Below are 12,798 nucleotides of genomic sequence, written 5' to 3' on the forward strand. Positions count from 1 at the left end.
GAAGCCTTTACAAGATAAAATCCCAACCCACCCGGCGGTAACGAGCTACCCGGGAGCTTACTAGCTCTTCCGGTTGTTTTGGTAATAGCTCCTTAAGGTGATATACCAGCCTCTCCTTAATCCTCTCCGCCATGCCTGTTTTATCTCGGTGAGCACCACCTAAGGGTTCCAGGATTATCTCATCGATTAAATTTAGCTCATATAGATCCCGGGCCGTAAGTTTTAAGGCCTCGGCTGCCTCCCGCGCCCGGCTAGGATCCTTAAAAAGGATGCTAGCGCAGCCTTCAGGGGAAATCACGCTAAAGAAAGCATTTTCGAGCATCAAGATCCGGTCAGCTACCGCCAGGGCTAAAGCCCCACCGCTCCCCCCTTGCCCTATGATAATAGTTATTATAGGGACCTTTAAGGCGCTCATAATAAAAAGGTTCTGGGCGATGGCTTCGCCCTGGCCACGCTCTTCCGCCCCGGTTCCTGGATAAGCGCCTGGGGTATCTACCAGAGTGATAATAGGCCTTCCAAATTTCTCCGCCTGCTGCATAAGCCTCCGGGCTTTACGGTAACCTTCGGGATGGGCCATCCCGAAATTATATTTCATATTTTCTTTAGTATCATTCCCCCGCCGGTTACCTATAACCGTAACCGGTACACCTTCTAGGGTGGCCAGTCCCCCTACTATACTAGGATCATCCCCGAAGGAACGATCTCCATGGAGTTCTAAGAAGTCTGGAAAGATGGCCTGGATATAGTCCATGGCCCCTGGTCTTTCGGGGAGACGGGCCAAGTGGACTCGCTCAAAGGCGCTCAAATTCTGGTAAATTTCTTCCTCAAGCATCCTGATCCTCTCGCGTAAAAGCTTTATTTCAGAAGTTAAATCTATATGGCGTTCCTGGCAAAAGGCTTCTAGCTCATCAACTTTAGTCTTAAGTTCAGCAAAATCGCGTTCATAAACGAGCACTTCTATCCCCTCGTGGATGGAGTCTTAAAAGTCTGGCCAAGGTAGCCTTCATATTCTTTCTAGGCACTATAAGGTCTACGAAGCCCTTAGCCAGCATAAACTCGGCCCGCTGGAAGCCGTCGGGCAACTTCTGACCAATGGTTTGCTCGATAACCCGCGGGCCAGTAAAACATATAAGGGCCCCGGGTTCAGCCAGGATAATATCCCCTAAGGAAGCAAAACTAGCCGTCACTCCTCCAGTGGTGGGGTCGGTAAGCACACTTATGTATAATAGCCGGGCCTGGCTTAACTTGTTGAGGAGGGCCGAAATCTTAGCCATCTGCAAAAGGGAAAGCATCCCTTCTTGCATGCGGGCTCCCCCGGAAGCACAGAAGGCTATGAAGGGAAGGCGCCGCTCTAAAGCTACCTCTATGGCCCGGGCTATCTTCTCCCCTACCACTATTCCCATACTCCCCATCATAAAGTGACTATCCATAACTGCTAGAGCTGCAGGCTCTCCTTCTATCTCACCATACCCGGTAACTACAGCCTCTTTAAGACCCGTAGCTTCCCGGGCCTCTTTAAGCTTCTCCAGGTACCCAGGAAAGGAAAGAGGATCGCGGGAAGAAAGATCCGCATCCCATTCCTGGAAAGTACCCTCATCTACTACCTGACTTAAGCGCTCAGCAGCCGTCAACCGGAAATGATATTCACAGCGCGGGCAAACCTTAAGGTTATCCCATAGCTGCTTTTGCACCAGTATCTCCTTACAGGACGGGCATTTCTCGAAGGGGTGCTCCTGAAAATACCTTTGGGTATCTAGTTCTATATACCTGGTTTTCTTAAGGCCTGGAAACATGAAATTTTTATAGCCTCCTGCTATTAGTTAATCTTAATACCTACTGTTAAATTATAGCATATGCCTTCTCGACCAGCTATAAGCCCCCTCTAAAAACCTTATAAATTGTGAGCTAAATCACAGACTTTGATCCAGAATCCCTCTATCCTTTCCTAATGGAAGGCCGGGAGTTACAAAAGCTTGTTTAAGCATTCCTGTAATGATTTAGGATAGCCGTTGCCAATAAGAAAGCCTCCTGGTAGAAAGGAATTGAACGACAAAACCTCAGATACCAGGAGGCGAGCAAGCGATGCAAAAGGCCGAAAAGAAAGCCTTAGTTTATGGCAACGTGCTGATCGTGGGAGTGGATGTAGCTAAGAAAAACCATTACGCCCGGATATATAACAGCATGGGTATCGACGTAGTAAAACCGTTCTACTTTCATAATAGCAGAGAAGGTTTCTGCCGTCTACTAGGGAAAATAAGCGAAGCCAAGGAGAAAGAGAAGGCGGAACGTATCATTATAGGCATGGAACCCACAGGACACTACTGGAAACCTCTAGCCTATTTCCTAAAAGAGGCAGGTTACACTGTAGTAATTGTAAATCCTTATCACGTTAAAAACAGCAAAGAGATGGAAGACAATAGCCAAGACAAGAACGACCGCAAGGATGCAGGCCTTATAGCCCAACTGGTAAAAGAGGGCAAATTCTTGCACTGCATTTTACCGGAAGGGATATATGCAGAACTGAGGACCCTTTATATTACCCGGCAGCAGGAACACAAAAAACTTAACGCTGCCCTCTGCCAGCTTAAAGCCATAGTAGATGAATATTTTCCCGAGCTAATGGAAGTATTTAAGAGTCTTTTAGGCAAGGCAGCCCAGTGGGTCTTAAGGAACTGTCCCTTTCCTAAGGACATATTAAGCCTAAAGTTAGAAGAACTAGAAGAAGGGCTAAAACAAGCCTCGAACAGTAGAGTAGGGATAAAGAGGGCTCTTGCTCTAAGGCAAGCAGCAGAAAAGAGCATAGGTGTTAAAGAAGGGCTAGAAGGGGCTAAAGTCAAACTTCAAGCCTGCTTGGAAGAAATCGAGTTTTACCAAGGTCAAATAAGGAAGACAGAGGAAGCCATGGGGCGATACCTAGAGGAGACAGGTTTAGCGAATTATCTTTTAAGCATTCCTGGGGTAGGGGTAGTAACAGCGGCAGGCTTTTTAGGGGAGATAGGTGACCCAGCGAAATACCAGCACTGGAGACAGATACGGAAACTAGCTGGTTATAACCTAACGGCCCAGAAATCGGGGAAGAAACAGAAGGCCAAGACCACCATATCCAAGAGGGGTCGGCCGGGGCTAAGGAATCTACTTTACCAGGCGAGCCTTATTCTAGTGGCTAAGAACAAAGAATTTAAAGCGCTATATCACTATTTCCTAAAGAGGCCGGAAAATCCTTTAACGAGGAAGCAGGCTCTAGTAGCTGTGGCTTTAAAGCTAGTGCGGGTGATGTTTACCCTTATTACCCAGAAGAAGGAATATGATGCCAGCAAAGTATTAGGGAAATACCGGGAAGAACAACTAAAGAAAGTAGCTTAAAGAGCTAGGGAGGTTTTGGGTGGGGGAAGCCAAATCCCTCCATAAGGGCATAGACCCTGTAATTAAGTAAAGGCAGGCCCCACCCGCCCCCTTAAGGCAGGACGAAGGAATGAAAGGGCAAGACCCTGCGAGAAATGATAGGGTAGCCTGGGGGCGAATTTTAAGGTGAGGGTCCACCCAAAACCTTAGGATAAAAAATACTCAAAAATACCCATGGTAATTTTTAACCCTTCTCTCTCGTTTCTTAGATGGAGGATGAAAAACTTGAAAATCTAAGAGAGCGAGAGATAGAGGGAGATTTAAGCAAAAAATTGAGATAGGAGGGAAAAATATGTTCTGTTACCAGTGCGAACAGACAGCCGGAGGAACCGGTTGCACTAAGGTAGGTGTCTGTGGCAAAAACGAAGATTTATCAAGCCTCCAAGATACCCTTATTTTGGGAGTTAAAGGTATAGCAGCTTATTCCTTCCATGCGCGGGAACTAGGTTATTATGATGAAGAGATAGATTCTTTTATGGAAGAAGCCTTATTTGCCACTTTGACTAATGTGGACTTTGATATGGATAGGCATCTAGAACTCCTCCTCAAATGCGGGGCCATGAACCTTAAAGCCATGGAGCTCCTGGACAAGGCCCATGTAGAACGTTTCGGTGCCCCCACACCTACTCAAGTCTCCACAGGGACCAAGGCTGGCCCCGGAATTTTAGTTACTGGCCATGATCTTTTGGATCTCTACGAACTTTTAAAGCAGACAGAGGGTACAGGGGTGAACGTATATACCCATGGCGAAATGCTCCCGGCCCATGCTTACCCCGAATTAAAGAAATTCCCTCACCTTGTAGGAAATTACGGTACAGCTTGGCAGAATCAGCGTAGCGAGTTTGAGGAGTTTCCAGGGGCCATCTTGGGTACCACTAACTGTGTGCTTACACCTAAAGACACCTATAAGGACCGCATGTTCACCTGCGGAGTGGCCGGTTTGCCCGGGGTAACCCACATCAAAAACCGGGATTTTACCCCGGTAATTGAAAAGGCCAAGTCCTTACCTCCCCTGCCGGAAAAAGAAGGTAAAACCATAACCACCGGTTTCCACCATACAGCAGTCTTAGGGTTGGCTGATAAAATTATCTCTCTAGTTAAAGCCGGCAAAATCCGCCACTTCTTCTTGGTGGGTGGCTGTGATGGGGCCAAAAAGGGGCGCAGTTACTATACGGAATTCGTCCAGAAAGTACCCCGGGACTGTGTAGTCCTAACCCTAGGATGCGGGAAGTATCGCTTCAACTATCTGGACCTGGGCGAGATCGAGGGTATTCCTCGCCTCCTCGATATGGGCCAGTGCAACAATGCGTATTCTGCTATCCAAGTGGCTTTAGCCTTGGCCCAGGCCTTTAGCTGTAGCGTGAACGAATTACCCTTAAGCCTTGTGCTCTCCTGGTTTGAGCAGAAGGCCGTGGCCATACTTCTTACCCTCTTCCATCTGGGAGTTAGGAATATCCGTATAGGTCCTTCAGCTCCTGCCTTCATTTCGCCCAATGTACTGAAGATACTACAAGATAAGTTTAACCTCCAGCTAATTACTACTCCGGAAGAAGATCTTAAGGCTATTTTAGGTTAAATCTTTAGGTTAAACCTTTCAAGGTAAAATAAATAGTTAAAGGGGGCTTGATTTACCAACAGCCCCCTTTTAGGTGAATTAGCTCCTCTATTTTTAGCCAGGGACTAAATAACCATTTATAAAAACAAAAATGGTACTATTTTAAAGCTGTCTGGTATATTGCATATACGATACCAGCCGCACCTATTAAAACGGCAAAAAATGTACCGACCGCCGCCCACAAAGTATTATTAAGCTTCCCATCAATATGTCTAATATCTTCTTTTAATTCTTGGCGCAAGTTACTAATCTCTTGCTTCATCTCTTGGCGTAGGCCATTTGTCTCTTGCTTCATCTCTTGGTGTAAGCCATTTATCTCCTGCTTCATCTCCTGGCGTAAGCCATTTATCTCCTGCTTCATCTCCTGGCGTAAGCCATTTATCTCTTGCTTCATCTCCTGGCGTAAGCCGTTTATCTCTTGCTTCATCTCCTGGCGTAAGCCGTTTATCTCCTGCTTCATCTCCTGGCGTAAGCCTTCCTTGACCTCCGCTATCTGCTTCTGCAAATCAGTCTTTAATGTAGCTATCCGGTCTACGAGAAGATAAAACCCAAAGTCTACCAACCTCTCTTCCCCAGCGGCAATCTCTTTTTTACTGTGTTCAATTTCTTCTTTGACATCTTCCGGCACGCTAGCCACTCCTTTCCCTCCCCTTACCAGTATTTTACCACAACCAGCTTGGACATTTATTGCTCAATTTATAAAAAAGTCAACGTGCTAAATGCGCCAGGCGGCGTAGTGCGTCCATCTTTTCACTCCGACCCACTTTGGCTTCGGTTAAGGCTTTCTCTAGTATAGCGATAGATCGGTCATACAGCCGGCGGTCTACAGGATAGGGGTGACCGTCTTTGCCACCATGGCTAAAACTATACTTTACGGGATCTCGAAAACTGGCTGGAGCTCCAAAGGCTACCTCTGACACCAGGGCTAAAGCCCGCAAGGTTTTAGGCCCTATACCTTCTATCCCTAGCACAGAAATAAAATCAACAGGCTGGCTAGCGTATAGCTTAAGGAGGGCTTGGTTTAAGTATTCAGCCCGGGGGAGATCATGCCTCCAAGGGAGTTGTAGTAGGGCCGGTTGGTTAAATTGGGAAGTATACTCCACAGTATCCCAAAGGGTTAGTTGCCCATCACCTGGAAGTTCTAAACCCCCAGGTCCGCCAGAAAATACCCCCTTAGCTTCCCCTAAAGGGCACTCCCGGTTTAGGAGCGCTGGCGTTTCAAGTAGAACCTTCTCTGAATTCGAGGGAAGTCTTTCTAGGATTCGGCGATACTCCTTTACTACCTTTTCTGGCTTCTCCCTAGCCAGTTCCGTTACCACCTGGCGAGCCTGTTCGCTCTCCCTAGCCACTAGATTTAAAGCGAACCCTTTTTGGTCACAGCATACTGCAGCATGGGGATCGCATACAAAATCTTTAAGCCTTTCCCCCAACCAATGGTAGCGCCGGGCCAGGCGGGTAGCTTCATTCATACCTTGTTGAACTACAGCCCACTGGCCATCGAAGGTAAAAACGAAGACGTGGTGATAAAGCTGGTACCCATCCTGGAGGGCAGTATTATCCACTTTAGCCGCCATCCGGCTAGCAAAAATAAGATATCCTGGATCTAAGGTGAGGGCATGCTTATCAGCAGCCGCCGCGATCTCCGAAGGCGCCTGCCGGGAGGTGCGGCCTTTACCTCCAGCGATGATAAGTCCTACATCCTTTTCTCTACCCCGTAGTCCTTCCTTAAGGGCGCCACAAACAGTAGTGGTTAGTCCAGATGAATGCCAGTCAAACCCCAGTACACAGCCAAAGGCCTGAAACCAAAAGGGATCGCTTAACCGGCGTAGTACTTCTTGCGGGCCAAATTCTTGGACTATCACCTCTATGATAGCTACAGCCAGGCGTTTCATACGTTCAAAAAGCCAAGGCGGGCAATGCCCCCCATGCAAAGGAAGGCTAGCTACCCCTGTCCGCAAGTCATCACTTCCCTCCGGAAGAAACTCCCCACCCTATAGCCGCTTCTGTTTCCCTTTGGCTTTCTTTCTGCCGGGCGATAAATTCTTCCAGGGCAGGATGGCAGCAACGGCCAGTTGGATTCCGGTACAAGCAATTACCCCCTCGACCTGCTCCAGTACACTCCATAACCGCTTTTACATCCACAGGGCAACCTGAAGCTAAGGCCTCCAAGATATCCTTCCGCGTGACTTCCTGACAATAGCAGAGGGGTACATCTAGGCCATCATCCTTAAGCCATACGCGTACCCGTAGATCTGTTTTAAGGAAGTAAGTTTTATCATCAGGAGAAAAATATACTATCTCGCATTTTTTGTTGGGGCATAGAAAATAATTGACTTCTTTAACCTTAGAAGCCTTTTCCCCCGCTACTAAGCTTTTAACCGTTACATGTTTTACCTTAAACCCTGGGGTACCACAAACTGGGCAGGCTTGTTGGCTAATCTCTTGAGGGTAACACTCACAACAGTTGGCCATCTACTTTAGCCTCCTAAAGAGTTTATATTTTTATAGGTATTCCTGCTTCTTTAAGGTAAAATTTTGCTTAAGTACAGGCCTCGGCTAATATCCTTTCTCCCTCCCAGCGGTAAGGATAAAGTTGGTTTAAAACTTGGGCAACCATTTCCTCCAGGCGAGCCCCTGGGGGAAGCCCGTAATTTAATAAAGCCTGGTATAGAAGGAAATTAATAAGCTGGGTAAATTTAAGCCCTATGGATGCCCCCATGGCCATCAGGGAAGAGGTCGGGTTAAGGGAGGGGGTGCCATTAACGTCAATGATATAAAAATTACCCTGGCTACCTGCACGCAGATCTAGGCGCAGGGCATCCCTGGCCCCCAGGCAGGAAAATACCCGGCCTGCTAAATCGGCAAGGTAATGGTATAGCTCTTCCCCAGCCAGGATAGGAGAATACTGGGCTTTTCCCTTTTTGACGGATATGGTTCTAATTTGGCTTTCTAAGAAAGCCAAGGGAGGTAAAACGTAACAAGGGCTCTGGCCGATGATGCCCACTGTCACCTCCTGGCCAGGAAGGTATTCTTCCACCAGTATAGGTACCTCACCTAAAGTTTGCTTTAGGGACAGAACTTTGCGCTTTAGGTCTTGATAATTAAAACTAAGGGAATCCTCATCGATGCCTAAGCTATTACCTCCACCGTTGGGTTTAACAAAAAGGGGAAAGCCTATTCTTTCTATAGCCTCCTCTAGCTGTTCTACCCAATTATCCTGGCTAAGTTCCACAAGCACATATCGGGGTATGGGAAAGCTATGGTTAGCTAGAACTTCATAAGTTAAGTTTTTGTGCCGGCATATCTCCATGACACCCACAGGGGAGTGGCTAGCAGGAATACCATAATGCTGTAATAAGGTACGGACGGCGGCTGCCCCTGTACCATCATACAGGGTACGCGGCTCCTTTAAGAAACCTTCAGCCAGGACAAAGGCTAAATGGGGTAAGGGTATCCTAGCCAAGTATTTATCCAGTTGCCGGGGACTACGGAGATTTAAAGGGAAAACTTTATGGCCACTTTCTAGTAAAGCTTTATAGATCAGGCGAGCTACATCCCAGGAAAGGCAGTCGCTGTAAGCGCCCTGACGGTCTTTAGCCGCCACAGCGTTAAAAAGGAAAAGGATGCGTAACACAGGCGGCACTCCTTAAACTCTATGTGCATTTAAATTTATTCTGCAGTTTTATTGTAACTTAAAGGATACAGACCTGTACAGGGCCTAAGTAGAATCCTCACATTTTTTACCTTAAAGAAGCAAGTTTTTCCTATACTAGCAGGAGAAAAAACGTTGCTGTCGAATTGAATTTCTTATGAGCGAGCCACAAAATAGAGGTAGGAGATATGGTTAAAGAAACCTTCCCGGCTGCTATATATGCTCTTTTCTTGCAAGATTTTCCAGAAAGCCTTGCAATGAGTTTGCTTGTCTTTAGTATTCTAGGCCTTAAGCTGCGGGATAAGAGGATTATTTACATAGCTTTATTGCAAGCTTTAACTAATTTAGTGCGCCACCTTCCGATTGCTTTCGGGATGCATTCTGTCCTTTTGCTATTCTCCCTTGTTCTCTATACCAGGCTTTTCACCCGGCAGCCCCTAAGTAGGATTTTTCTGGCAGGGTTAGTTTGCTTTACTATATTGGCTATTTCTGAATTACTCTACACTAAGCCCCTCTTAAACTTAACAGGGATTCCGTATACTTATGCCTTTACTAATCCCTTCTTAAGGGCAGCCTTCGCCCTCCCGGGCGAGATAACCTTACTAGTTGTGGCCCTAGGGAAAAATTATTATAACCAAAAGAAGGGGTTAATTTGCTAAGGCTTAACTTAACCCGGCCGGCTGTGGCTTATTTAAGGGATAAGCTAGGTTTAAGCCCGGCGCAGGAAGAGGTAGCCTTGTACGGGCTGCAAATAATTACTTATAGCGCGGCAAACCTCTTCTCTGTGGTTATCGTAGGCCTATTTTTAGATTGCCTGGGGCCAGCCCTGGCTGCCACCGCCGCCGCAGGCATCTTACGTTTGTTTTCTGGCGGGGCCCATAGCCGCTCCCCTTTGACCTGTAATATCTTGGGTATGCTCGTCGCCGGATCCATAGGAAAATTTTCTTCCTTTTTAGCCCCTTTGCTTCCTCCTTCTGGTTTGCTTCTTTTAGTCCTTATGGGGGCAGGGCTCGCTTTCCTTCCTTTTTTATTCCTTGCTCCAGTAGATTCGCCTAGTAAACCCCTTACCTCAAAGGAGCGCAAGAAAATGCGCCGGCTTTCTATAATCTTTTTCTTCCTCATCACTTTTTCGCAGGTAGGAATATTAGCCTTAAGGGGTCCTTCTTCTTTAGTGTGGGCCATAAGTTTAGGGGTCTGGTGGCAAGCCTTCAGCTTAACCCGCGCGGGGCAAGGCTTAGCCACTACTATAGATAAGCTTTTTAGTTTAAATCAAAGGGAGGTCCTGGGAGGATGAAACGCCTGGTCTACCGCCTGCTCCCCACCATATTTTCTTTCTTGGCCTTGGCCGCCGCTGTAGGTGTTAAACCAACTTGTGCATTCTTCTGGTATCAGCCGGAAGTCCCCAAGGCCCTAAGGAAGTAACTTAAGTAAAGGGGTACCGGTTCGCCCCGCCCGGTACCCGAACCAAACAGAAAGTACGCGGGTGGTGACCGGAGGAGAGCTAAACGATGCGCCCATGGGAACATAAAAGAGCAACCGAGATCTCAGAATATGTTATAGTTACACATATTAGCTCTCTTTTAATCTTCCTAATGATTATTTTTAGTTTTTATAACCTACCCTTAGGCTCAGGCTTACCGGTGGCACTAGTATTCGCATTTGTCATTTCTGCCTTGGGAATAACAGTATATACCGCCCGCAAGATATTGCCCAAAATCCTACCCTTAGGGCCATCTAGATTAGATGAAATACTCCTTCTTCTGGTGGTCTTCCCGCTGACCTTCATTTTCTTATGGGTTAGCCATAACTTTTATGGCGCCAAGGTCCTCATCCTGGTCCCCGCTATAATCGCTGCCACCGCCTTTGGTAAGGCTATGGGGACCATCGGAGCCATCCTAGCCTCGGGATTGCTTTTCTTTCTGGATTACAGGCTCTACCTTCACTTTCCTCCGGAAGTGTTTCAAACCGATGTTATTGTGAGCTCTGTGATAATCTTGCTCTCCTGGCTTATGGGAGGATTGATGGAGGTAGAACGCCGGGCTCAAAAAGAATTGTTGCAGCTCGCCGATTACGACCAGCTCACCGGGCTTTATAACCACCGTTGCCTCCAAGAAAAGCTGGCCTTATCCTTAAAGGAAGCAGCGGAAAAAGGCCAGCCCCTTACGGTAGTGCTCCTCGACATAGATCAGTTTAAATACTATAACGCTGTCTATGGATACCAGAAGGGAGACGAAATTTTAGCTGCCATTGGTAAATTGCTCCTAGAGGAGCTACTCTCCCCTTTTTACGCGGCCCGTTATGCCAACGACGAGTTCGCCCTGGTCTTCCCTGGTAAGGAAAAAGAAAGGGCTTTAAAAATGCCCACAGAATTAAAAGAAAAGATCGCCCAGGCAGCTACTTTGTGCTTACTAGAAAGCCATCTGGAGCCCCCTTCCAAGCCTTTCGCTTTAACCATGGGTTCCGCCAGTTTCCCCGATGATGCCGACACAGCTTTACCCCTTATCCGGGCTGCCGAAAACGATCTGTTCAGGGCCAAATCTAGCCAAGGTAAGGCTCGCCTTTACCAGTCCATTTTAAGCGAGATCTGCGCCTTAAAAATTAAGGAAGCCTTCCCTACCTTGCAAACCTTAGTAGCCCTTATTAATACTAAGGACAGATATACCTACGGCCACTCGGAAAGGGTCATGTCTTATGCCCTGGCCCTCGCCGAAAAGTTAAATCTTCCCGAAGAAGATAAAGATGCTCTACGTTATGGCTCCTACCTTCACGACCTAGGAAAGATTGAAATCGAAAGCAATCTCCTTAATAAAAATGGACCCTTAAATGACAAAGAATGGGAGATTATGAAAACCCATCCTATATGGGGAAGTGAACTGGTTAAACCTTTAATATTTTTCCAAAAAATAGCACTTATACTTCGCTATCATCACGAAAACTATGATGGCTCCGGCTACCCGGACGGCCTAAAGGGAAAAGAAATTCCGTTATTGGCCCGCATCGTACGGCTAGCTGATAGCTTCGATGCTATGACCACTGATCGCCCTTACCGGAAAGGCCTTACCTTTGAACAAGCAAGTGAAGAGTTAAAACGACACGCTGGGGTATTCTACGACCCCGAGCTAGTGAAACCCTTCCTAGAAGCTGTAAAAGAAATTTACCAGGCTGAAAAAAGTTAAAAGGTCCGCTTTCTCTCCACTTCTACTCCGCTATAGGCTTCCCTAGCAAGATATTTCCTTAGCTTCGAAGTTCTCGTATCCTTACCCCATAAGCGAGCTCTTCCCCTTCCAAATTGTACAACATATCCCACAAGGCCTCTTGAAAGCTCCCCGGGCCTTGAGCAATTTTCCCCGCCTTCTCCGCTGCCAAGCCATAGTAGGCCAGGGCCGCAGCGCTAGCCACCACCCCGTCAGGTTCTACTGCTCGGAAAGCCGCAATAACAGTAGTAGCCGAACACCCGGTACCCGTAACCCTGCTCAACATTTGATGACCATTATCCACAGCCAGGAGGCGCTGGCCATCGCTTATGTAGTCTGTCGCCCCTGTTACAACTACTACTGTATTTAGCTTTTGCGCTACCTTAGGGGCCATCTCCGCCGGTTCAAGGGAAACCTCAGTAGCATCTACTCCTCTAGTACGGCCACCCAAGCCGCCTACAGAGGCTATCTCTGAAGAGTTACCCCTTAAAATATCTATACGCAGTTCTTGTACTATTTCTCGAGCGATCTCTGTCCGGTAGGGTGTGGCGCCTGCCCCTACAGGATCAAAAATTACAGGTATACCGGCTTTATTGGCTGTCTTACCGGCTAAGAGCATGGCCTCCACCAACACATCATCAGGAGTACCCATATTTAAGACTAGCGCCTGGGCCAAACCCACCATGTCCGCCACTTCCTTTAAGGAGTAGGCCATAACCGGTGCGGCCCCCATTGCCAAGGTAATGTTAGCTGTCAAGTTAGTGACCACTACATTTGTAATGTGATGGATTAAAGGGCGCTCCTCCTTAACCTTCTGTCTAATAGAAGCTACTCGTTTTCCCCAGTCCATTAAAGTCTCCTTCCTTAATTTATTAATATTTTCCAAGGGTGCTAGAGAGCGCAGGTTAGACCCACTTAAGCTAGCTATTTAGCTT

The 12,798-nt window shown here is 47.3% G+C and carries 13 protein-coding genes; 6 read left to right on the forward strand and 7 right to left on the reverse strand.

Annotated elements, in window-relative coordinates; all coding sequences use genetic code 11:
* Positions 1-7: 7 nt before the first annotated feature.
* Together B9A14_RS16185 and accD are read right to left on the reverse strand one after the other, a co-directional pair.
* Positions 8-955 carry an acetyl-CoA carboxylase carboxyltransferase subunit alpha gene (locus B9A14_RS16185; RefSeq protein ID WP_084666844.1) on the reverse strand — a complete coding sequence of 316 codons (948 nt, stop codon included), beginning with the start codon at positions 953-955 and terminating at the stop codon, positions 8-10.
* Positions 942-1,793 carry an acetyl-CoA carboxylase, carboxyltransferase subunit beta gene (gene accD / locus B9A14_RS16190; protein WP_084666845.1) on the reverse strand — a complete coding sequence of 284 codons (852 nt, stop codon included), beginning with the start codon at positions 1,791-1,793 and terminating at the stop codon, positions 942-944. Before accD ends, B9A14_RS16185 begins: the two co-directional genes overlap by 14 nt.
* A gap of 289 nt (positions 1,794-2,082) precedes the next feature.
* Here accD and B9A14_RS16195 point away from each other — a divergent pair, with 289 nt between their 5' ends.
* Both B9A14_RS16195 and hcp read left to right on the forward strand, forming a co-directional pair.
* The gene (locus B9A14_RS16195) at positions 2,083-3,363 is read left to right on the forward strand and encodes an IS110 family RNA-guided transposase (protein WP_084664592.1); all 1,281 of its coding nucleotides are present in this window, start codon (positions 2,083-2,085) and stop codon (positions 3,361-3,363) included.
* A 331-nt stretch (positions 3,364-3,694) separates the two neighbouring features.
* On the forward strand, positions 3,695-4,978 hold the full coding sequence (gene hcp, locus B9A14_RS16200) for a hydroxylamine reductase (protein ID WP_084666846.1): 1,284 nt from the start codon (positions 3,695-3,697) through the stop codon (positions 4,976-4,978).
* A gap of 136 nt (positions 4,979-5,114) precedes the next feature.
* Here hcp and B9A14_RS16205 read toward each other — a convergent pair whose 3' ends face one another.
* The 4 genes from B9A14_RS16205 to B9A14_RS16220 all read right to left on the reverse strand — a co-directional run bounded on the left by B9A14_RS16205 (position 5,115) and on the right by B9A14_RS16220 (position 8,651).
* Positions 5,115-5,654: a hypothetical protein gene (locus B9A14_RS16205; protein ID WP_084666847.1), complete on the reverse strand. Its 540-nt coding sequence runs from the start codon at positions 5,652-5,654 to the stop codon at positions 5,115-5,117.
* A gap of 70 nt (positions 5,655-5,724) precedes the next feature.
* Positions 5,725-6,975, reverse strand: a complete 1,251-nt coding sequence (locus tag B9A14_RS16210) for a DUF763 domain-containing protein (protein WP_084666848.1) — start codon at positions 6,973-6,975, stop codon at positions 5,725-5,727.
* Positions 6,976-6,979: 4 nt separating this feature from the next.
* Positions 6,980-7,489: a copper chaperone Copz family protein gene (locus B9A14_RS16215; RefSeq protein ID WP_084666849.1), complete on the reverse strand. Its 510-nt coding sequence runs from the start codon at positions 7,487-7,489 to the stop codon at positions 6,980-6,982.
* A 67-nt stretch (positions 7,490-7,556) separates the two neighbouring features.
* Complete coding sequence (locus B9A14_RS16220) at positions 7,557-8,651, reverse strand: D-alanine--D-alanine ligase family protein (protein WP_084666850.1); 1,095 nt, start codon at positions 8,649-8,651, stop codon at positions 7,557-7,559.
* Between the two features lie 206 nt (positions 8,652-8,857).
* Between B9A14_RS16220 and B9A14_RS16225 the strand changes: the two genes are divergently transcribed.
* The 4 genes from B9A14_RS16225 to B9A14_RS16240 all read left to right on the forward strand — a co-directional run bounded on the left by B9A14_RS16225 (position 8,858) and on the right by B9A14_RS16240 (position 11,845).
* Complete coding sequence (locus B9A14_RS16225) at positions 8,858-9,328, forward strand: hypothetical protein (RefSeq protein ID WP_084666851.1); 471 nt, start codon at positions 8,858-8,860, stop codon at positions 9,326-9,328.
* A complete protein-coding gene (locus B9A14_RS16230) occupies positions 9,322-9,963 on the forward strand; it encodes an accessory gene regulator ArgB-like protein (protein ID WP_084666852.1) in 642 nt (213 codons plus the stop codon). Before B9A14_RS16225 ends, B9A14_RS16230 begins: the two co-directional genes overlap by 7 nt.
* Entirely contained in the window at positions 9,960-10,091 is a 132-nt protein-coding gene (locus B9A14_RS16235) for a cyclic lactone autoinducer peptide (protein WP_084666853.1), read from the forward strand. The genes B9A14_RS16230 and B9A14_RS16235 overlap by 4 nt, the downstream gene beginning before the upstream one ends.
* A 251-nt stretch (positions 10,092-10,342) precedes the next feature.
* Positions 10,343-11,845: a bifunctional diguanylate cyclase/phosphohydrolase gene (locus tag B9A14_RS16240; protein ID WP_172839193.1), complete on the forward strand. Its 1,503-nt coding sequence runs from the start codon at positions 10,343-10,345 to the stop codon at positions 11,843-11,845.
* A 58-nt stretch (positions 11,846-11,903) separates the two neighbouring features.
* On the opposite strand, the gene thiM is transcribed toward B9A14_RS16240, so the two are convergent.
* On the reverse strand, positions 11,904-12,713 hold the full coding sequence (gene thiM, locus B9A14_RS16245; RefSeq protein ID WP_084666855.1) for a hydroxyethylthiazole kinase: 810 nt from the start codon (positions 12,711-12,713) through the stop codon (positions 11,904-11,906).
* Positions 12,714-12,798 lie beyond the last annotated feature (85 nt).

This window comes from Thermanaeromonas toyohensis ToBE, assembly GCF_900176005.1.
Taxonomy (GTDB): Bacteria; Bacillota; DSM-521; order Neomoorellales; family Neomoorellaceae; genus Thermanaeromonas; species Thermanaeromonas toyohensis.

Bases quoted from the DNA above. Each gene is read 5' to 3' on its own strand.
- accD (WP_084666845.1), bottom strand. From the start codon at position 1,793: ATGTTTCCAGGCCTTAAGAAAACCAGGTATATAGAACTAGATACCCAA.
- B9A14_RS16195 (WP_084664592.1), top strand. From the start codon at position 2,083: ATGCAAAAGGCCGAAAAGAAAGCCTTAGTTTATGGCAACGTGCTGATC.
- hcp (WP_084666846.1), top strand. From the start codon at position 3,695: ATGTTCTGTTACCAGTGCGAACAGACAGCCGGAGGAACCGGTTGCACT.
- B9A14_RS16215 (WP_084666849.1), bottom strand. From the start codon at position 7,489: ATGGCCAACTGTTGTGAGTGTTACCCTCAAGAGATTAGCCAACAAGCC.
- B9A14_RS16225 (WP_084666851.1), top strand. From the start codon at position 8,858: ATGGTTAAAGAAACCTTCCCGGCTGCTATATATGCTCTTTTCTTGCAA.
- B9A14_RS16235 (WP_084666853.1), top strand. From the start codon at position 9,960: ATGAAACGCCTGGTCTACCGCCTGCTCCCCACCATATTTTCTTTCTTG.
- thiM (WP_084666855.1), bottom strand. From the start codon at position 12,713: ATGGACTGGGGAAAACGAGTAGCTTCTATTAGACAGAAGGTTAAGGAG.